The organism is Pacificoceanicola onchidii (assembly GCF_004804335.1).
GTDB lineage: Bacteria > Pseudomonadota > Alphaproteobacteria > Rhodobacterales > Rhodobacteraceae > Pacificoceanicola > Pacificoceanicola onchidii.
This window is the reverse complement of sequence record NZ_SRXY01000008.1, coordinates 1-19,758: the sequence shown is the minus strand read 5'-3', so window position 1 is coordinate 19,758 and position 19,758 is coordinate 1. Positions and strand designations below refer to the sequence as shown.

At 58.0% G+C, this 19,758-nt stretch carries 18 protein-coding genes; 9 read left to right on the top strand and 9 right to left on the bottom strand.

Annotation, left to right across the window (positions count from 1 at the left end; genetic code table 11):
• Positions 1 to 62 precede the first annotated feature (62 nt).
• Complete coding sequence (locus tag E4662_RS18890; protein WP_136443188.1) at positions 63 to 908, bottom strand: enoyl-CoA hydratase/isomerase family protein; 846 nt, start codon at positions 906 to 908, stop codon at positions 63 to 65.
• 561 nt (positions 909 to 1,469) lie between these two features.
• Between E4662_RS18890 and E4662_RS18885 the strand changes: the two genes are divergently transcribed.
• Complete coding sequence (locus E4662_RS18885; RefSeq protein ID WP_168798021.1) at positions 1,470 to 3,032, top strand: sigma-54-dependent Fis family transcriptional regulator; 1,563 nt, start codon at positions 1,470 to 1,472, stop codon at positions 3,030 to 3,032.
• Between the two features lie 20 nt (positions 3,033 to 3,052).
• Here E4662_RS18885 and E4662_RS18880 read toward each other — a convergent pair whose 3' ends face one another.
• The 5 genes from E4662_RS18880 to E4662_RS18860 all read right to left on the bottom strand — a co-directional run bounded on the left by E4662_RS18880 (position 3,053) and on the right by E4662_RS18860 (position 6,576).
• On the bottom strand, positions 3,053 to 3,415 hold the full coding sequence (locus E4662_RS18880) for a putative quinol monooxygenase (protein WP_136443186.1): 363 nt from the start codon (positions 3,413 to 3,415) through the stop codon (positions 3,053 to 3,055).
• Between the two features lie 162 nt (positions 3,416 to 3,577).
• Positions 3,578 to 4,258, bottom strand: coding sequence for a 2-oxo acid dehydrogenase subunit E2 (locus E4662_RS18875; RefSeq protein WP_136443185.1), 681 nt, complete (start codon positions 4,256 to 4,258; stop codon positions 3,578 to 3,580).
• Positions 4,255 to 4,488 (bottom strand): lipoyl domain-containing protein, encoded by a 234-nt coding sequence (locus tag E4662_RS18870; RefSeq protein ID WP_136443184.1) that lies wholly within the window; start codon positions 4,486 to 4,488, stop codon positions 4,255 to 4,257. Before E4662_RS18870 ends, E4662_RS18875 begins: the two co-directional genes overlap by 4 nt.
• Before the next feature lie 68 nt (positions 4,489 to 4,556).
• Complete coding sequence (locus E4662_RS18865) at positions 4,557 to 5,576, bottom strand: alpha-ketoacid dehydrogenase subunit beta (RefSeq protein ID WP_136443183.1); 1,020 nt, start codon at positions 5,574 to 5,576, stop codon at positions 4,557 to 4,559.
• Between the two features lie 13 nt (positions 5,577 to 5,589).
• Entirely contained in the window at positions 5,590 to 6,576 is a 987-nt protein-coding gene (locus E4662_RS18860) for a thiamine pyrophosphate-dependent dehydrogenase E1 component subunit alpha (RefSeq protein ID WP_240705250.1), read from the bottom strand.
• Positions 6,577 to 7,461: 885 nt separating this feature from the next.
• Here E4662_RS18860 and dctP point away from each other — a divergent pair.
• From dctP to E4662_RS18820, 8 genes are all read left to right on the top strand, one after another.
• The gene (dctP, locus tag E4662_RS18855) at positions 7,462 to 8,463 is read left to right on the top strand and encodes a TRAP transporter substrate-binding protein DctP (RefSeq protein WP_168798020.1); all 1,002 of its coding nucleotides are present in this window, start codon (positions 7,462 to 7,464) and stop codon (positions 8,461 to 8,463) included.
• An 8-nt stretch (positions 8,464 to 8,471) separates the two neighbouring features.
• Complete coding sequence (locus E4662_RS18850; protein WP_136443181.1) at positions 8,472 to 10,484, top strand: TRAP transporter large permease; 2,013 nt, start codon at positions 8,472 to 8,474, stop codon at positions 10,482 to 10,484.
• A gap of 4 nt (positions 10,485 to 10,488) precedes the next feature.
• Complete coding sequence (locus E4662_RS18845) at positions 10,489 to 11,691, top strand: serine hydrolase domain-containing protein (protein WP_136443180.1); 1,203 nt, start codon at positions 10,489 to 10,491, stop codon at positions 11,689 to 11,691.
• Positions 11,692 to 11,720: 29 nt separating this feature from the next.
• Positions 11,721 to 13,211: an amidohydrolase family protein gene (locus E4662_RS18840; protein WP_136443179.1), complete on the top strand. Its 1,491-nt coding sequence runs from the start codon at positions 11,721 to 11,723 to the stop codon at positions 13,209 to 13,211.
• 90 nt (positions 13,212 to 13,301) lie between these two features.
• Positions 13,302 to 13,769 (top strand): c-type cytochrome, encoded by a 468-nt coding sequence (locus E4662_RS18835; RefSeq protein ID WP_136443178.1) that lies wholly within the window; start codon positions 13,302 to 13,304, stop codon positions 13,767 to 13,769.
• Positions 13,770 to 13,792: 23 nt separating this feature from the next.
• Complete coding sequence (locus E4662_RS18830) at positions 13,793 to 14,359, top strand: peroxidase-related enzyme (RefSeq protein WP_136443177.1); 567 nt, start codon at positions 13,793 to 13,795, stop codon at positions 14,357 to 14,359.
• Positions 14,360 to 14,407: 48 nt separating this feature from the next.
• The gene (locus tag E4662_RS18825) at positions 14,408 to 15,901 is read left to right on the top strand and encodes a CoA-acylating methylmalonate-semialdehyde dehydrogenase (RefSeq protein WP_206080319.1); all 1,494 of its coding nucleotides are present in this window, start codon (positions 14,408 to 14,410) and stop codon (positions 15,899 to 15,901) included.
• 14 nt (positions 15,902 to 15,915) lie between these two features.
• Complete coding sequence (locus tag E4662_RS18820; RefSeq protein ID WP_136443175.1) at positions 15,916 to 17,577, top strand: GMC family oxidoreductase; 1,662 nt, start codon at positions 15,916 to 15,918, stop codon at positions 17,575 to 17,577.
• Between the two features lie 23 nt (positions 17,578 to 17,600).
• On the opposite strand, the gene E4662_RS18815 is transcribed toward E4662_RS18820, so the two are convergent.
• The 3 genes from E4662_RS18815 to E4662_RS24540 form a co-directional block, all read right to left on the bottom strand.
• Entirely contained in the window at positions 17,601 to 18,542 is a 942-nt protein-coding gene (locus E4662_RS18815) for a helix-turn-helix transcriptional regulator (protein WP_136443174.1), read from the bottom strand.
• Between the two features lie 350 nt (positions 18,543 to 18,892).
• The gene (locus tag E4662_RS18810) at positions 18,893 to 19,267 is read right to left on the bottom strand and encodes a Fur family transcriptional regulator (RefSeq protein ID WP_206080313.1); all 375 of its coding nucleotides are present in this window, start codon (positions 19,265 to 19,267) and stop codon (positions 18,893 to 18,895) included.
• A 357-nt stretch (positions 19,268 to 19,624) separates the two neighbouring features.
• On the bottom strand, positions 19,625 to 19,758 hold a 134-nt coding region (locus E4662_RS24540; RefSeq protein WP_168797845.1), incomplete at its 5' end, for a biotin/lipoyl-containing protein.

Genomic DNA, 19,758 nt, shown 5'->3' with positions numbered 1-19,758 from the left:
GCCAGCTGTGCGCGGTTACGGGTGCCGCGCCGGTGTCCCCGGCGCGACATTGCTTTTCAACGTCAGTTGATCTCTTGTACCTTCATCACGAGATCACCCCAGTTGCGCTGGTTCTCGATGTCGTGTTCGAGCCCCTGCTCATCCGCGATTGTAAACCGTTTGATAGCGGGCGTTTTGCTGGTTGCCTGATACAGCCAGTAGGCCTCGGCCTTTAGCGCTTCATCAATGGGCTTGTCGATCGACTCGTAGACCATCTGTTTGCAAGCGTTGATCGACTCCGCCGGGAATTGCGCGATGCGCTGTGCCAGCGCATCTACAAAAGGGCCGATCTCTTCCGGCTCGAGTGCCTTGTTGATCGTGCCCAAACGCTCTGCATCATCCGCGTCGTAGTCTTGTGCGCTCAGGATGATCTCCAAGGCTTTGCCGAGACCGGTCTGCCGCGCCATGCGCGAAGCGCCGCCACCGCAGGGCAAGATGCCCATGCCAACTTCCATTTGCATGAACTTGAACTTGCCGCGTGCGGCGAAGCGCATGTCCAGCGCCAGCGCCAGTTCGTGGCCGCCGCCACGGGCGAAGCCTTCAAGTTTCGCGATGGTGGCCTGGGGTACCTTGCTGATCCGTTCGCAGACTGCTTGCAGGTCAAGAAGCTGCACTTCGTCACGGGACACCGCCTCTTCGGACATGTCCTTGAGCAGTTCGGTGTCATAGTGGCAAACCCAGACTTCCGGGTTGGCGGATTGGAACACCACCACTTTGACGGAACGGTCCCGTTCCAGCCGCATGGCGAGGCTGTTCAGGTCGGCCAGCATTTCCTGACCCTGAACATTCACCGATCCAAAGTCGAAGGTGACTGTTGCGATGGCGTCTTTGACGTCGACGGTGAATGTTTGGAAATTTTCGTATTTCATCGTTGTCCTCTTGGAGCGAAGCCCGATCGGAACGGCCCGACCGGATGATCTGCGTCGGGGAAAAGCGCCGCCATGCCCCGCACCGGGCAGATCTATTGATCGGAAAAAACATATAAAGCCGACATAATAGAATTCAGTTTTCGCGTTTTGAGGTATTTTTTGATGTGATCCTATGGCCCATAAAGCGTGTAAGTCCCGAAGGTCGGGGCGCGTTCTGTAAGCCTGAATGCGAAGCGGTAGGGTCATGGTGCGCGGGGCGCGCGCCTATCTCAGAAGTGGACAGAACCCGGCTTTTGGTTCAGGCTTGCTTAGAAGGCTCTTTGGGAGGAGGCTTTCATGCCAGCGACGATCTTTGAAACGCATGCCAGCAATGCGGTTAAATCATCATGGGACCGGTGTGAGTATGCGCACAAGTTGAACCGTGATGCGGGAAACCCGATCCTCAGATTGCAGTCGTCAGAGGTGGCGCCTCGACTTGAAGCTTTGGTTGAGCAGGTTGGTGGCCGTCACGGGATCTTTCGTAAACTCGGGGGGATCGCGTCCGGCGCCGGACATTGTCTGGTGGTAACCGACAAGGATGGCGTGCTGGTCCGTCTCGAAGGCCAGGGCGATGACACCGAGTGGAACGGCATTGCCCTCGGGTCGATCTGGGATGAACGGGTGGCGGGCACAAACGGCGTTTCGATGGCCCTCTCAGTGGGTCAGGAAGTCACCGTTCGCGGAAAGGAACACTTCTACGCCCGCCTGCAGCGGTATTCCTGTTCCGGAGTGCCGCTTCGGAATGCGTCGAACGAGGTCATCGGCGTTGCCAGTCTGTCTTCGCTTGACCGCGGGCTTCCGGGGGATGGCCTGTTTGCGCAACAACTGCTGAGCGCAGCGGCGAGCAGGGTGCAGCAAACCCTGTTTCTCCGGGACTTCAAGGATGCGGCCATTGTCTCGGTCGCGATGCCGGGACGCCGCGAACTCATCAAGGGGGCAGAACTGGTCGCCGTCGATGATCAAGGCGTGATCCTTGGCGCGACGTCTGCCGCGCATCTTTTGTCTGGTGTCGAGGCGCACTCTGACTTGACGGGACAGTCCTTTGCGCAGGTCTTCGGAACGGACCTCGGCAGTTTGGATCGCGTCCCTGGGCGTGTGGTCTCCGTGCGGCGTGACAAAGGTCCGCTTTTGGATCTCTGGACGCGTACGCCGATGGAGAACGCAAAATCCTTCCCCGGATTCCGTCCCAAGTCCGACCCGCCCAAACGCCGCAATCTCCCGTCGACTTACAAGGATCTTGCCGTCGGATCACAAACAATGGCCGCTCTTTGTGAGCGCGCGCAAAACAGTTTTGATCACGGCGTTCCTATGCTCATCGAAGGGGAGACCGGGACAGGGAAGTCCATGCTGGTCAAGCTTTTGCTGGCGTCCTGCCGCAATACCGTCACCGTGGATTGCGCTTCCTTATCAGACACCTACGATGATCGCGGCTATATTCATTCCCTGATCGAACAGGCCCATATCGCGGGCGGGCTGGATCAGGCCACGGCCTTGGTTTTCGACAATGTGAACGAGATGCCGAGTTATGCGCAGAACGCGTTTCGAAGCCTTTTGGAAGAAGCGGAACGCGGAACGGACCATCCCGTCAGAATTCTGAGCACCAGCCGGAAGCCGCTGCGAGAGGCGGTTTTGTCAGGGGCGTTTCGGGATGATGTCTACTATCTGCTGAGCGGGATGAGCCTTGTCCTGCCGCCTGTTCGTGCGCGGGAAAAGCCGGACGTTCTGGCCCGGGCGGTTGCTGCTGTATTGGCGGAGCAATCCGTGGACTTTCACGCCGATGCGTTGCAGGCGATTGCGGATTACGATTGGCCGGGCAACGTGCGCGAGATGCGCAATGTTCTGCGGCAAGCGCTTTTGCAAGGCGACGGAAAGCACATTTCCGCTTTGGATCTTGCCATTGTTCACACAGAATCCACCGGTCCACGCAAACTCGCCAAACTGCATGCCTGTGATGAAGAAGCTCTGATCCTTGACGCGTTGCAGAGCGCAAGTTGGAACGTGTCCAGGGCCGCCAGAACGCTGGGTATGGGCCGTGCGACCATCCACCGAAAGATGAAGGCATTCGGCATATCCCGCCCGACGTAACCCGGGCGGGATTGGCTCGATCAGAACCGGTTGAAGCCGCCTTTTTGAACGATATACAGCGGCGAGATACCTTCCAGAACAGCCTTGATGTAGGGCGTGGCATTGTCAGAGACGATACCGGTGCAGCTGTCGACGAGCTCGAAGAAACGGCCAGCGTAGTTCTCTGCAAAGCCTTTGACATGCAGATCACCGCGTTCGGCGTCAGCATAGCGCTCCAGAATATGCCAAACGCCCGTATCCCCCACTTCGTACCACTCATAGACAAGCGTTCCGTCTTCTGACTGAGTGTGCACGACAAGCTCGTTCATCAACTCGATGAAGCCTGATCGGTTCGCAGCGGGAACGCTGACCTCCAGGTGAATGTGGATTGTGTCATTGGACATGATTTCCTCCCTGTTCTCTTGTCCGAATCGAGGATCTCGGAATGCAGCGCCCGGTTCGTTCTCTGAGCGGTTCCGAGGCAGTTTCAGGCGCGAAGCGCTTCGGAGGGAGCCGGTTTCGGCCCCCTCCGAGCCACGATTTCGGGCGCCTGTGCGCAGACGGCTTCAAACCGCCATTGCTTCGATTTCTTCGCAGATCGACGTCAGCAAGTCCCCCGCAGGCGCGCCGTCCAGTGCTCGGTGATCAAACGTCAGCGACAGGCCGACATGCGGCTTGAGTTCGATGCCCCCGTCATCTGCACGCACAGCCCGATCCGTCATCTTGCCAATGCCCAAAATGCAGATCTGCCCTTGGTTCAAAATGGGGGTAAAGTGTTCGACCCGCGTCAGCCCAAGGTTCGACACCGTGAAGGTCCCACCTGTCATTTCTGTAACGGAAAGCTTGTTCACCTTGGCCCGTGCCGCAAGATCCTGACGAGCGGCCCGGAGTGCGCCGACATCCATCTCGTCCGCGCCAAAGATGGCTGGCGCGACAAGCAGGTTCCCCGGCAGGGCGATTGCAACGCAAAGATCGACAGAGGCGTGCAATTGGATGTCGCGCGCCTCGACTTTGCCATTGGCCTCAGGGTGCTTTGCCAATGCGCGCACCACGGCGAGCATCAGCAAATCTTCTACGGACACCTTTTGATCGCCTTCGGCAAGGCGTGCCTTCTCGGCCAACAAGGCGGAGGCATCCGCGCTGCCATGGTGCGTGAGCTGCGCCGCGATGGTGAGGCTTTCCACCATGGCATCCGCGATCATGCCGCGCACACCCTTGAGCGGAACGGTCTTGATTGCACCGCTCATGTAATCGACCCGATGACCGCCCCTTTGGCCACAACCGCATCGGCCTCTTCGGCTATGGAAACCACACCCGAGGCCGGTGCGTGAATTTCGTACTGGACTTTCGCGGTCATGATTTCGGCAATCAATGCGCCTTCCTCGACCGACGCCCCATCGTTTACCAGCCAGCTGGTGATAACGGTCTCTTCGTCCTCTTCCCAAAGATCCGTCGGGATTTTGATATCAGTTGCCATGTCTTTGTCCTGTGTGAAGTCGGCGCCGCGCAGGTGACGCGGCGCTTTGTTTTCGGAATTGGGCCGTCTCAGGCGGCGTTCATTTCTTGATAAGCGGCGATGATCTTTTCGGGGTTTGGCAAACAGAATTGCTCCATCACCCGCGCGTAAGGGATAGGGACATCCGGGTAAGCGACGCGCTTTGGCGCGGCCTTGAGCACGGAAATGTCGTGCTCGGTCACGCTTGCGATGACCTCGCCGGAAACGCCGTAGGACATGTAGTCCTCGTCCACGACAATCAGCCGCCCTGTCTTGGCCACGCTGGCCCGGATCGTGTCGCGATCCAGCGGCACGAGGCTCACCAGGTCAATCACCTCGGCGCTGACGCCATCGGCCTCTAGCTGCGCAGCCGCATTCAGCGCATGATGCACACCCATGCCGACGCTGACGATTGTGACATCACGGCCTTCGCGGGCGACCTTTGCCTTGCCGATCTCGACCGTATAACTCTCCTCCGGCGTGTGCACCGTGGCGCCGGGTTCCGTCGCGAGCCAACCCATTCCCTGAAGGCTTTTATGGTACATGTAGACCACAGGGCTGTCGTCCCGCATCGCGGCGGTCATCAGGCCTTTCGCGTCATAAGCATTTGACGGGCAAACAACTTTCATGCCGGGCAGGTGAGCGAATGTTCCGTACAAGCATTGCGAATGCTGTCCCGCGTCCGAATAGCCGCCCCCTGTGGAAGTCATCAGGACCATCGGCACCTTGAAGTTGCCGCCGGAGAAATAGGTGTTTTTGGCCATCAGGTTGTAGATCGCGTCAAAACAGACGCCGAAGAAGTCGACAAACATCAACTCGACAACCGGACGCATCCCGTCCTGTGCCGCGCCCACGGCTGCGCCGATGAAGGCCGTTTCAGAGATCGGCGTGTCGCGGATGCGCTCCGAGCCAAACTCGTCAAGCAGACCTCTTGTGTTGCCATACACCCCGCCAAGGGCGGCGATGTCCTCGCCCATCACAAAGACGCCATCGTCGACGCGCATTTCCTGGGCCACCGCCTCGGCCATGGCGCGCGCGATGGTGAGTTTTCTCTCGTTGGGTACGTTCATTGTCTTCCTCCCCTTATGCGAACACAGCTGTCAGCGCGTCTTCTGGCGCAGGATCAGCACTTTCGCGGGCAAACGTGATCGCGGCCTCGACGCGGGCTGTGGACTCGGCTTCGATGGCGTCCAGTTCCGCCTCTGTGGCGACACCGCTCGCAAGCATCGTTGCGCGCATTTTCGGGATCGGATCCTTGGCAAACAAAGCGTCCTTCTCCCCTTCGGGCCGATAGCCTTCGGCATCGCCCATGAAGTGACCAGCAAGACGATAGGTTTCGACCTCGATCAAAGACGGACCTTCCCCCGCCCGGGCGCGCCGAATGGCTTCACCTGCCGCTTCGTAGATCGCAAAAGGATCGTTGTCGGCCACCCGAATGCCGGGGATGCCGTAGGCAGCCGCGCGGTCGGCGTTGTTGGAAATGGCTGTCGAGTCTTCCTTCGGGACCGAGATCCCCCAGGCATTGTCTTCGATCACGCAGACAAATGGCAGGTTCCAGGTTGCTGCAAGGTTCATCGCCTCGTGCCATCCCCCCTGGTTCACCGCGCCTTCCCCGACAAAGGCCACGCCGACGCCAGGTTTCTTTTGCATGTGCCGACTCAATGCCGCCCCAACGGCGGGACCCATGCCTTGGGCGATGATGCCGGAGCAGGCAAAGTTAACGTCTGCATCAAACAGGTGCATGTGTCCGCCGCGACCACCGGACAGACCGGTCGCCTTCCCGAAGATTTCGGCGGCCATCTTGTTCAGTTCGACTCCTTTGGCAATCGCCTGGTGATGGGGCCGGTGCGTGGCCGTAACCACGTCATCTGCGTTGAGATGCGCGCAAACGCCGACTGCAACGGGCTCTTGTCCGTCACTGAGATGCATCTCCCCCGGAATCGGCCCATCGGCCATACTGAAAACCGGTGTTTTGCCCTCGAAGTAGATGCCCGCGATGGTCTCCTCGAACTTTCTGCTCGTGACCATGTTGCGATACATCCAGTGCTGTTCATCGCGTGTTGGTGCCATAAGGCTGTCCTCCCGTTTCGCTGGTTTCGCGTTTCCAACTCGGGAGCACCCTGTTTCGAAGGGAACGGTGGAGCAACGGAAGACGCGATGAGCCTCGGCGGGCGGCATGGAACCGTCTCAGATTGAGACAGTCTGAGACAGGTTGGCTCGAGATTTTATGGATTTAACCCAAGTTTTGAAGGCTTGGGGTGCCCCTGAAGGGCGCGCGCCTTTGGCACGATCCATTCTCGGCAGCGAAGTCCTGAACGCTTCCGATGACGTGGACGGATTCTGAAAGCTTAGTGCTGCGATTCACAAGAAACGGGATCAGAAATATCGAAATGATTGGAAGCCGGCACCGAAAAGCAGGGTCTCTTGATCGAAACCCGGAGGGAGGAACGGATGCCAAATCGCGTCATAAAAATGGAAAACAAAGCGTCGAAGGCGGAAAAAGCATGTGATTGCTCGGCTGACTGTCGGGGATGTATCGTAGATTTTTTCTCTTCAAAATCAGAAAGTAAGGCGTCTCAAATTGTCCGGGGCCGGGCAAGTGCCTTGCTGCATGATATCCGCAGATCCAGGTGTGGGTATTTTAGCGAAATCACAAGCGATCTGAAATAGCCAGCGCGCCATATTTAGGTAGTCCTGGGAAAAGGAAATAACCGTAAATCTCAGCTTCCTGAGGACGAGTGCCGTATCGCATTCAAATTGGAGCGACGGGCCCCACGAAAGTCGACTGCTCCAAGACCCCCAACACTTCGGTGGATGGAAACACAAAACAAAGTGGTGCGGATCACAAGAAGCGGAGAGGCGCTTCGGCAAACCTGATGTCACAGCCCGGTGGCCGCATTCGAAACGGAGCGGATACCGCAAACAACTCGAACAATGCGAAGACAGGAGGAGAAATTGAAACATTTTGCAATCACGGGGACCGTTCTGGCGTCCTTTGCATCAGCGCCCATGGCCCATGCCGACACAACCGAATGGACCATGGCCTATCTCGGTTTGGCGGGCACGATCTATCAGGATGTTGCTTTGGCCGTGCCGGACAGAATAGCGGCGGCGACGGATGGAAAGCTCATCATCACCCCAAACTCGTCTATCCTGAAGGGCAATCGCTACCTTGAAGGGGTACGTGACGGCGCAGTGCAGATGGCAATGACCATCCCCGCCTATTACACCGGTTCCGAGCCGCATTTTACGGTGCCTTCGATCCCCGGGATTTCCGAAAGTTTTGATGATCTCGAAGCGCTTTCGGAATCGCAGTGGGGCGAAGAATTCCGCGCCATTTTCGAGAATGAGTACAACTCGATCCAGGTTCTGCAATCGGCGTTCTGCCCGCAGACTCTCTTTTCCACAGTGCCGATCACGACGCTGGAAGAATGGAACGGTCGCAAACTCCGCGTGAACAACCGTGGCATGGGCCTTGTCGGTGCCGAGCTTGGCGCGACGACCGTTTCGCTGAGTGCCGGTGAGGTGCTGCCCGCGCTTGAGCGGGGCGTGATCGAAGGTGTGATCACCGATAGCTGCTGGGCGCTGGGAGCCGGGTTCAACTCGGTGATTACGAATGCGTCGAACTGGCGCCTCGGCAGCGTTCTCCCCGCTCCGATGATCGTCAACAAGGACGCATGGGCAGCCCTGCCTGACGATGTTCGCGAAGCTGCTGCTGCAGAATTCGCCGCCATCGAAGCAGACTTCGAGCAGAAATGGCGCGAACGCGCGGACGCGCTTCCCGACATGTGGCGCGAAGCGGGTGTGACGTTCGATGAAATCGGCGATGCGGAAATGGAGCGCGCCTACGACGAGCGCCTTGTTGGCAAGGTCATCGAAGCGTGGCGGGAAGACATGGACCGTGTCGGACTGGACGCCGATGCAACGCTCGCAATTGCACGCGAAGCTGTGAAGTGAGCGCCTAGATGACCGATCACGTCATAAACAACGAGCTTGAGGCGGAAGCGCCTCAAGCAAGTTTGACCGCCCTGGTGAGCGTCAGCCGGTTCTTGGCGATTGCCTGCCTGTTTGCCATGCTGATCAGCGTGAATATTGAAGTGATCGGTCGGAGCTTTTTCGGGCAGGCCACGATTTGGGTCACCGAGGTGTCGACCTATCTTGTGATTGCAATCACGTTCCTTGGCGCTGCCTTTGTTGTCGGACGGGACGCAAACGTCCGTGTCGACATGGTGGTCAACGCACTACCCAAGAGATTTCTGCCGGACATCATGCGCGGCCAAGCCTGGCTCGCCGCCTTTGTTACTTTGCTTATTCTCTGGAAGGCGGCCGGATTCTGGTTCGAGAACTACGCGTCTGACACGCGGAGCTGGAGCCTGCTCAACACGCCGCTTTGGATGCCGCAAACCTCCGTTGTGATCGGCATGGCCGCCCTGAGTCTGGTCCTCGCGGTTGTGGGAACAGTTCGGAACCACGCCGTATGCCTGATATTGGCGGCTCTGCCAGTAGTGCTGGTGATCTGCCTCGCGACTGAGCTTGTGCATCTGCCTCTGTCGCAAGGCCAGCTGGTGTTGGTGTTCGCCTGCATCATGCTCGCAGGGGCTTTCATCGGCTCCGGGCTGGGTTCGTTCCTTGTGGCTCTTGGCACCGGCGCCGCCTTGTTTCTCGCCTTTTATGTCACTGCAACCCTTGGGCTTTCGGCGAAATCCATCGCCCTGATCGTCATGTTGTTTGCATTGCTTCTGAGCGGTTTGCCTGTCGTATTTTGCCTGATGGCCCTGGGGGTCGCCGCGATGCTGATCTGGCTGCCGCCGGTCACGCTGAACTTCTCCGGCGAACGGGCCTGGGATGCGACCAATACTTTTGAGCTGACCGCGATTCCAATGTTTGTCCTGATGGGTTCGATCCTCGTCCGCAGTAATGCATCGACAGAGATGTTCGCCGCAGCGCGCTACTGGATGGGCCGGGTGCGTGGCGGTCTGGCGTATGCCTCGATCCTGGCGTCTGGCGTCTTTGCAGCTGTATCGGGCTCCAGCCTTGCTACGGCGGCAACGATGGGGCGTGTGGCCGGTCCCGAGATGATGGACGAAGGCTATAAACCGCAACTCGCGTTTGGCGTACTTGCAGCCGGTGGAACGCTTGGCATCCTGATCCCGCCGAGCATCGCAATGATCATCTACGGCCCGCTTGCCGGCGTGCCGGTGACGCAGCTCTTTGTTGCGGGGATCATTCCGGGGCTGATGATGATCGCGGCTTTCGCTCTGGTCACCTTCATCTGGGCCACGATCGACAAATCCGCAGCGCCAGAGGGTCAAAAATACCCGCTCTGGGAACGGATCCGCGCGCTGAAAGGTGTCATTCCATTCCTCGTACTGATGGGAATGGTGCTTGGATCCCTCTATGCCGGGATTGCCACCCCAACAGAGGCGGGCGCTGTAGGTGTACTTGGCGCGATCATCATCAGTCTGTTTCGCGGCACGTTGAATTTCCAGGAACTGATGGGGGCCTGCGAAGAAGCCGCGATCGCCACCTCGTTCCTGCTGATGATTGCCGTCGGCGCCGCCGTGATGAGCTTTGCGGTGGATTACCTTCAGATGCCGCAGGCACTGGTACGCTACCTTGGGGGGCTGAACCTGTCCGACATCTGGCTCTTTGTGGCCATTGTCATCCTCTACTTCATTCTTGGCATGTTCGTGGAGCCGATCAGCATGGTTCTGATCACGCTCCCGATCATCCTGCCTGTCATCAACGCTGCCGGCTGGGATCCGCTGTGGTTCGGCATCATTCTGGTGATGCTGGTTGAAATCGGCCTGATCACGCCGCCGATTGGTATGATCCTGTATGTCCTTGCGGGGGTTTCAGAAAAGCGCGCGACCTTGGGAGAAATCGCGACCGGTGCGCTGCCGTTTGTTCTGATCTACCTCGTGATGGTGTTCTTTTTCTTCGCCTTCCCGGCCTTTGTCACGGTCTTGGTGGAGTAGGGCGATGGAAACGAAGGCCGCAGTAGAATTTGACGCCAGCCATCTGAACCGCTGGGTCGATCTGGAAATCGCTGAAGGGCGGATGGCGGGATGTGCCGTGGAAGTCGTCTCGCAAGGCATCTCGATACACCGGAACAGTCATGGGTGCAGGACGTCCACGGGAGATCCCGCAACGTTGGAGACCCAGTTCTGGATCGCGTCAATGACAAAGCCGGTCGTTTCGATCACAGCCATGCATCTGGTGGAGGCAGGTTGGCTGAACCTTCAGGATCCGGTTTCAGAGTTTGTTCCGGGGTTTGGTGAGGCCGGTGTCCTTCTGGAGGACGGCAGCACGGAACCTGCCTCGCGTCCGGTCACGGTGCATGATCTGCTCATTCACACGGCGGGGATAACCTATGGTCAGTTCGGCGACGGGCCACTCCACCGGACATACAAAGACGCCAAGGTCTATGATTTTTCGGTCGCCAATGAAGTGATCTGCCAGCGCCTCGCGGCGGTTCCGCTGATGCAACAGCCCGGAACAATTTTCGAATACGGCATGTCAACCGATGTGCTGGGTCGTGTGATCGAGGTTATCACAGGGGCTTCGCTTGATGAGGCGCTGCGGTCCATTGTTTTCGGACCGCTCAAGATGCGTGACACCGGATTCAAACCTGAGATGTCACGCGTTGCGGACTTTCCCGACAGCAGCATCAAAAAGAAGCTACCCCCGGATTTCTCATCATCGCCCGTTTGGTTTTCCGGAGGGGCAGGGCTGTTTTCAACCGTCCACGACTATGTCCGGTTCACCCGGTTGCTGCGAGAAAAAGGGGCGTTCGACGGCGCGCGCGTTGTCTCTCCCGACACCTTTGACCTGATGGTGCAACAGCACTTGCCCTCGAATGTGTCGTTTGGCGAGTACACACCGGCGCTTGGGATCACGGCGCCCTGGCCTCCGAATGGTTTGGGTTTTGGCTTGGGCTTTGCCGTGCGTCTGGAAGAGGTCGAGGAAACACCCGGTGGGGTCGGCGAGTTTTTCTGGCCCGGCGTGTCCGGATGCAATTTCTGGGTCGATCCCGAAAACGACCTGATCGTCGTCTTTTTGACCCACGCTCCCGACTACCGAACCGAGCATCGGGTCGGTTTGAAACGGGCAATCTATGCGGGGCTGCCGACGGCAGGACCTGCGCTTAGTGGCAATCAAGCCGCTGATTTAAAACTGAATTAACCCACAGAAAAGGCACAGAGGAGGACACAATGCCAGACCTGCTAGACGTAAACAAACTGAACATGGCCGAGGATCTCGAGTTCGAAGCTCCGGTTCCGACGCAAATGATTTCCAATGGTGAATTCACGCCATTGCCGCAGTCCAAAAAGCAAAAGCAAGTCGAGGAGCGGATCAAGGAGCTCGCCGACGAAAACGCGAAACGCCACGGGGTCAGCCGCCGACAGTTCCTGAACTCGACGGCCGGGATGGCTGCCGGTTTCATGGCCATGAATGAAGTCTTTGGCGGTGTGTTCGGTGTCAGTGCCGCAGAAGCCCAGGAAGCGGGCGCGGCGGACGAACGCGCCAACATGTACAAGGACCAGTTCGTTTTCGATGCCCAGACCCATATGGTGCACGATGGCTTTGACCAGGAAGGGCTGCTGGGCCTTGGTCTGTTCGCAGCCGAGAACTGGAACCCCGCGCTGCAACAGGAAGAGCTGACCCTCGCATCCTACAAGTTCGACAACTACATGCGTCAGATGTTCGTGAATTCGGACACCAAGGTTGCTGTCCTGTCGGGTGCTCCGTTTGATGACCCGTCCTGGACGTTCATTTCAAACGACGCGATCATCGAAACCCGCGACATGGTCAACAAGCTCGCGGGTACGCAGCGCATGTATGGTCACCATGTGATCACGCCCGGCCAGGATGGCTGGATGGACAAGGTCGATGAGGCGCTGGAAAACGGAGCTCCGATGGATGGGTGGAAAGCCTACACGATCGGGGATCCCCTGTCGGCCACCACGGAACATCCCTACCGTCTCGATGACGAAGAGCTGATGTACCCGTTCTTCGAGAAGGCCATCAAACACGGCAAGACCAAGTTCGCCTGCCACAAGGGTTTGATGCCGGCCGATTACGAGACGTCCTGGGCCGACAAATGGCAGTACAACACGGTGTGGGATGTCGAAAAGGTCGCCAAGGATTTCCCGGAGATGGATTTCATCATCTACCATTCGGGGATGCGGCCGTTCCTGGAAGACCCGACGGAGTTCCTGGAGGAGTTCGAGCGCACCGGTGAGCTGAAATGGGCCAGCGATCTGTGTCGCGCGGTGTCCGACAACGGGCTTACAAATGTCTATGCGGAACTTGGCACAACGTTCGCCAATGCCTGCGTGACCCATCCGCGTTTGGCTGCTGCTCTGCTCGGCACGCTCATCAAACATATGGGCGCCGATCACGTTGTTTGGGGGACGGACTCCGTCTTCTACGGCTCGCCGCAATGGCAGATCGAAGCGTTGCGCCGGATCGAGATCCCTGAAGACATGCAGGAAAAGCATGGCTTTGCCCCGCTGGGTGCTGCGGATGGCCTCGTGAAGAGCGCGATCCTTGGGTACAACTCGGCCCGTATGTTCAACATCGACTTGCGCGCGGACTTCGAGCCGATGCTCAACGATGGCGTGCAGCAGCTGAAGACCGACTTCGCGCTGCTCGACGGGATCCGGGATAACACCCGCTACGGCTACATCTCCCCGACCTGAACAATGACGAGTGCGGGCCGGTCTGTCCGGCCCGCGCTTCTGACCGTCATTCACTTCAAGACAGCTTATACACGGACGAAGGAGAATCCCGTGCAATCATTGTCTGCAAAACTCCGCCAGATCTGCGGCGGCACCGTCGCTGTGATGATGTCAGTCGGGGCACCAACCGCCGTGCTTTCCCAGGAATTCGGAAACACCGGCGAAGAGATCTACGAGGAAACCTGCAACAAGTGCCATGGCCTGATCTCGCAGGAGTCTTCGTGGTACGACTTTGCGCCGGAGGACGGCTCCGACGTGCAGCTTGCCGTGATCCTGGCGCGGGGTCCCACCCTGAACGGGATCGTCAACCGTCCCGTCGGGATCATCAAGGGTTACAAATACTCCAAAGCCATGAAGGCCTTTGCGGAGACGGGGGCGGTTTGGGACCGCGAAACGCTGGACCGCTACATCACGGACTCTCGGGCGATGGTGAAAGGCTACATGGTGCTCAAGCTGGGCGAAGCTGATCGAAAGCTGGTTCTGGATTACCTGACAAGCGTGGCTCTCTACCAACCATAAGCTTTGAAAGGAGCCCGTGTCTGATGTCCCAAATCAGCAGATTTCCGGTGCCTGACGTCATCGATTTGCCCGACGATCTTCGCACAACAATTTTGGCAGTTCAGGAAAAAGTCGGGTTCATTCCCAATGTGTTTCTGACCCTGGCGCACCGCCCGGACGAGTTGAGAGCCTTTCTCGCATACCATGATGCGCTCATGGACCGGGATGGTGGCCTGAGCCACGCCGAGAAGGAAATGATCGTCGTTGCAACGTCCAACGCGAACGAATGCCAGTACTGCGTGATCGCGCATGGGGCCATCCTGCGTGTGCGAGCCAAGAACGCTCTGATCGCCGATCAGGTTGCCGTGAACTACCGCAAGGCAGACATCACTCCGAAACAGAAAGCGATGCTCGACTTCGCAATGAAAGTGATGAGCGCGGCTGGGCACATCTCGGATACAGATTTCGAGGCGCTCAGAGAACACGGTTTCAGCAACGAGGATGCCTGGGACATTGCCGCGATTACAGCGTTCTTCGGGATGTCAAATCGGTTGGCCAACATCACGTCGATGCGCCCCAACGATGAATTCTACGAGATGGGCCGGAGCTGACCCGAGACCCTCGAAACTCTTCTGCCAAACAGGGAGAAAGCCATGACGATTCAAGATATTGGCCACTACATCAACGGCCAGACCACATTTGCCGGAACAAGCCGGACGCAAGAGGTGTTCAACCCTGCAACCGGGGACGTTACAGGACAGGTCGCGCTTGCAGATGTTGACGAGGTGAACAAGGCGGTCGCGGCCGCGAGCGCTGCTTTCCCAGCGTGGTCGGCCATGCCGCCGATCCGCCGGGCGCGCTTGATGAACCGTTTCCTCAATTTGCTCCACGAGCGGAAAGACGATCTGGCGCGCGCAATCACGTCAGAACATGGCAAGGTCTTTACCGATGCGCGCGGCGAAGTGGAACGCGGCATCGATATTGTCGAGTTTGCCTGCGGCATCCCGCAGTTGCTCAAAGGCGATTACACTGAACAGGTCTCCCGCGGGATCGACAATTGGACGACCCGCCAACCGCTGGGCGTGGTTGCGGGCGTCACGCCTTTCAATTTCCCGGTCATGGTGCCGATGTGGATGTTTCCCGTGGCCATCGCAGCCGGAAACACCTTTGTTCTGAAACCGTCACCAACCGATCCGACGCCGTCCTTGCTCTACGCGGAGCTGATGAAGGAAGCGGGTTTCCCGGATGGCGTCTTCAACGTTGTGCAAGGGGACAAGGTGGCTGTTGATGCTCTGCTGGAGCATCCGGACGTCAAGGCGATCTCCTTTGTCGGCTCCACACCCATTGCCAACTACATTTATGAAACGGGCGCGCACCACGGCAAACGGGTTCAGGCGCTGGGCGGGGCAAAAAACCATATGATGGTGATGCCGGACGCAGACCTTGAGAAAGCCGCGGATGCGCTCATGGGCGCGGCCTTTGGCTCGGCGGGCGAGCGCTGCATGGCGATTTCCGTGGCAACCCTGGTGGGCGATGTCGCCGACAAGATCGTACCGATGTTGGTCGAACGGCTCAAAACGCTGAAGGTCAAGGACGGGCGTGAAATGGACGCCGAAATGGGCCCGATTGTCACCGCCGCCGCGCGCGACCGGATCGCGGGATATATCCAATCCGGCGTGGATCAGGGCGCTGATCTTGTCGTGGATGGCCGCACACATGAACTGGCGCAAAATGATCCGGGCTTTTGGCTTGGAGGGACTTTGTTTGACCATGTGACGCCGGACATGACGATCTACAAAGAAGAGATTTTTGGGCCGGTGCTGTCCTGCGTTCGGGTGCCGGACTTCGCGGCAGGCATGGATCTGATCAACTCACATGAGTATGGCAACGGCGTCAGCCTCTTTACGCGCGATGGCAATATCGCCCGCGAGTTTGGCCGCCACATCCAGGTGGGGATGGTTGGGATCAATGTTCCGATCCCGGTTCCCATGGCTTGGCACGGGTTCGGCGGCTGGAAGAAGAGCCTCTTTGGCGACACGCATGCTTACGGCGAGGAAGGCGTGCGCTTCTACACCAAGCAGAAATCGATCATGCAACGATGGCCTGAGAGCATCAGCAAGGGCGCTGAGTTCGATATGCCTGTCGCGCAATAGCGCAGGAGCGGACCATGTCAGGGGGACTCTTTGATTACATTGTCATAGGCGCCGGTACGGCCGGCTGCCTCTTGGCCAACCGGCTGAGCGCCGATCCAAAAAACCAGGTCCTGCTCTTGGAGGCGGGCAAGAAGGACACGTATCCCTGGATCCATATTCCCGTCGGCTACCTGTACTGCATCGGGAACCCGCGCGCGGATTGGATGTACAAGACGGAGCCGGACAAGGGTCTCAATGGACGCAGCCTGATCTACCCGCGCGGCAAGACGCTGGGCGGCTGCTCTTCGATCAACGGCATGATCTACATGCGCGGCCAGGCGCGGGATTATGACAACTGGGCCGAGTTGACGGGTGATGAAGAGTGGAACTGGAAGCACTCTCTGAAAGACTTCAAAGCCCACGAAAACCATTACCGGCTGGACGATGGCGCAGACCCCGAAACCGGCCACAACAGCCGGTTTTCAGACCTGCACGGTCATGGCGGTGAATGGCGCATCGAGAAGCAGCGTTTGCGGTGGGACGTGCTGGACAGTTTTTCCGATGCCATGGCCGAGTATGGGGTTGAGAAGACAGACGATTTCAATGGGGGTGACAATGCCGGGGTTGGTTACTTCGACGTCAATCAGCGTTCCGGTTGGCGGTGGAACACGTCAAAGGCTTTCTTGCGCCCCGCGAAGTCGCGAAAAAATCTGACCATCCTGACGGAAGCGCAGGTCAAGAAACTGACGTTTGACAAGGTGCTGGGCAAGGGCTTGCGCTGCACCGGGGCCAAAATCAGGTACAAGGGGCGCACGGCAACCGTCAAAGCGCGGGGCGAGGTGATCTTGTCCGCAGGCGCCGTGAACTCACCACAGATCCTGCAGCTTTCGGGTATCGGACCGGCAGAACTGCTGAAATCTCTGGGTATTGATGTTCTTGTTGATGCGCCTGCGGTTGGTGAAAACCTGCAGGATCACCTACAAATCCGGACCGTTTTCAAGGTCGAGCAAACCCGGACACTGAACACGCTTGCGAATTCGATGATGGGCAAGGCGTTTATTGGTCTGGAGTATGCTCTGAAACGGTCCGGACCGATGAGCATGTCCCCAAGCCAGCTTGGGGCGTTCACACGGTCAGACAGCGCGCGCACCCATGCGAACCTGCAATACCATGTGCAACCGCTCAGCCTCGAGGCCTTTGGCGATGATCTTCACGAATTTCCCGCCATCACTGTAAGCGTTTGCAATCTCAATCCAACCAGTCGTGGCCACGTGCGCATACAGTCGGCCGACTACCGCGACGCGCCGCATATCGTTCCGAACTACCTGGACACGGATGAGGATCGGAAAATTGCGGCAGACAGCCTGCGCCAGGTTCGCGAGGTCATGCGGCAACCGTCGATGAAACCTTATGGCCCGACAGAGTACAAACCCGGCGAGCAATATCAGACGGACGAGGAACTGGCCAAGCTGGCCGGGGACATCGCCACGACAATTTTCCACCCTGCCGGAACTGTCAAAATGGGTCATGTCCAAGACAAGACAGCCGTGTTGGATCCGCATCTGCGGGTCAAGGGTGTGTCGGGTCTGCGGGTCGTCGATGCCAGCGTTATGCCGGAAATCACAAGCGGGAACACCAACTCGCCGACCTTGATGATCGCCGAAAAGGCCGCGCGTTGGGTGCTCAATCAAGCGTGAACCACCCACGCCAGCACGGGCGCTCAGAACTGGCTTGGGCTGGCGCCGAAGTGTTTCTTGAACAGCCTCGAGAACTCACTCGAGCTGGAAAATCCGCAGGTCATCGCGACCGACGTCATGGAATGCTTGACGAGGCTGCGCTCCAGCATGTCGCGCGCGGCCTCCAATCGCCGATGGCGCAGGTGCTCCATGACCGAAGGGCCGTTCGCGAACACCTTGTAAAGGTAGCTCCTTGATATGCCACAATCCTTCGCGATCATCGCGGGATTGAGCGCTTCGTTGTGGAAGCTTTCGTCCAGATAGGCGAGCACGCGCGCGCGCACGCATTGCACGGCCAGCGTTTCTTCGGACTCGCTGTTTCCTGCCGTCAGAAAGAAGGCAACCGTGTCCAGCATCTGGTTCGAAAGAAACCCCAACGTGTCTTCGCCCATCTGATTGGCTTCTGATGTGAGCTCCGAAATCAGGTGCTGCATATGATGGTAAATCGTGTCTGGCTGCAGGACGCTTCGTGGCAAAATACCTACGCGCCGACCCAAGCGATACTCCAAGGCAGAGACCGGGATCTGGATATTGAACGTCGAATAGCTTTTGCTGACCTCGAGCCGCGCGGAAAGATCCACGTTGATCAGATACGCGTGCTTTGGAATAAGCCGCATGGCTTGGTCACCGACGTGACATTTGGCGGCGCCGCTTTCCGGGAAAGTCAGCGAAAAGAAAGGCTCACCTCGCTGCGCGTTGTTGCCCTTGACGCATTTGAAGATCTGGTGCCCGAATTCCAACTGGTTGAAGGTAAGCGCGCCGACCTTTCGGCTATGCAGGCTTCCCGACAATCTGCCGTCACCAATTTCGACGAGATCAACGGGCCCCCATACCCCGCCAAACACATGGCGCCAGAGCTCCATGCTTTCACGCTCATTGACGTCTGATGTTCTGCCGACAAGCGGCATTTTGCTGACAACACTCATGGTTGTTGGCTCCTCCCTTGGGCAAAACAGCGTGGCACGTTGCCGACGGTCTGCTTTGCAATATCGGCGTTCTGCCCGACACCTCCTGTCTGAAACTCGATAACTGGATTGATTGATTTACGCGTTCGGGCCGCTGACCAAGGCGCCCTCATTGAGCTCAGGTTAACAGGATTTCTGGTTTCAGCTATCGAAGGTCTGGCTGTCATCCCGAGCGGGGCGAGAACTGTCTCGAAATGAGACAGATCACGATACACCTTCGCCCGGGGAAGTTTGTCGAAGGTCGTTTTGACCTCGGTGCTGCGATATTCATTTGGCGGTTTCTGGGTCCAGATTGATCCACTGCGCGTCTTTCAATCCGCTTCGATCTTCTGCAAGTGAACCACCGTGTCGACATGGGTAATCCGGTAACCGGGCGGCGGCGTTACGGCCGCGTCGTTTTTCACGTCAAGCACACGGTTTTCGCTTTGGATGTAGAAGTGCCTGTGCGGGCCGGTATCTGTATCAAACCAAGCCCGTTCACTCGGGACGGCAACGCGCCGCAGCAAACCGGCCTGCTCGAACTCGCGCAATCCGTTGTAAACAGTGGCGAGGGACAGGCGTTCGTTCTCTTTGTAAGCCTCGTTGTGAAGAATTTGCGCGTCGATGTGTCGGCCCGAAGAAAAAAACAGAAGCCGAGCCATTAGCCTGCGCTGTTTTGTCGGACGCAGCCCGTGCGCGATCAGCAAATCGCTTTCCTGATTTTGAGACTCCTCTGACACCTACGCTGGCCTTTGGTTTGAATTGCTTGCGCCATTGATTGATCGCGGTTTGCCCGGCTTCAGAGCACAGCAGAGCGCATCGCCTAAAACGGCTTTGCCAAAGCTGTGTTGTGATATGTTGCTGCGTGCTGCCATGTCTCCTCCAGGCTGGCTACTCAGGGACTGGCGTGGATTGTCACGCCAAATCCTGAGGTTGCAGTTTCATGGATCGTAAGCGTATTCAGATCAGACAGTGCGCTCTTGTGATCCAACCTCCGGTTTCTTGTGTATGCGTCCACCGGTGCGGCACCAAAGCCTCGCGCAGTCCATTGGATTCGCTCCCCGTTATTCCAGCTCGATGAGTAGGTCTTTTGCGTCGATTTGAGCGCCTGGTGTGACGTTTAGGGCTTTGACGGTTGCGTCGCGTTCGGCGTGGAGGCCGGTTTCCATTTTCATCGCTTCGATGGTGAGCAGCAGGT

Coding starts and splice junctions, on each gene's coding strand:
- E4662_RS18890 (WP_136443188.1), bottom strand. CDS start 908: ATGAAATACGAAAATTTCCAAACATTCACCGTCGACGTCAAAGACGCC.
- E4662_RS18880 (WP_136443186.1), bottom strand. CDS start 3,415: ATGTCCAATGACACAATCCACATTCACCTGGAGGTCAGCGTTCCCGCT.
- E4662_RS18875 (WP_136443185.1), bottom strand. CDS start 4,258: ATGAGCGGTGCAATCAAGACCGTTCCGCTCAAGGGTGTGCGCGGCATG.
- E4662_RS18870 (WP_136443184.1), bottom strand. CDS start 4,488: ATGGCAACTGATATCAAAATCCCGACGGATCTTTGGGAAGAGGACGAA.
- E4662_RS18865 (WP_136443183.1), bottom strand. CDS start 5,576: ATGAACGTACCCAACGAGAGAAAACTCACCATCGCGCGCGCCATGGCC.
- E4662_RS18860 (WP_240705250.1), bottom strand. CDS start 6,576: ATGGCACCAACACGCGATGAACAGCACTGGATGTATCGCAACATGGTC.
- E4662_RS18850 (WP_136443181.1), top strand. CDS start 8,472: ATGACCGATCACGTCATAAACAACGAGCTTGAGGCGGAAGCGCCTCAA.
- E4662_RS18845 (WP_136443180.1), top strand. CDS start 10,489: ATGGAAACGAAGGCCGCAGTAGAATTTGACGCCAGCCATCTGAACCGC.
- E4662_RS18840 (WP_136443179.1), top strand. CDS start 11,721: ATGCCAGACCTGCTAGACGTAAACAAACTGAACATGGCCGAGGATCTC.
- E4662_RS18830 (WP_136443177.1), top strand. CDS start 13,793: ATGTCCCAAATCAGCAGATTTCCGGTGCCTGACGTCATCGATTTGCCC.
- E4662_RS18820 (WP_136443175.1), top strand. CDS start 15,916: ATGTCAGGGGGACTCTTTGATTACATTGTCATAGGCGCCGGTACGGCC.
- E4662_RS18815 (WP_136443174.1), bottom strand. CDS start 18,542: ATGAGTGTTGTCAGCAAAATGCCGCTTGTCGGCAGAACATCAGACGTC.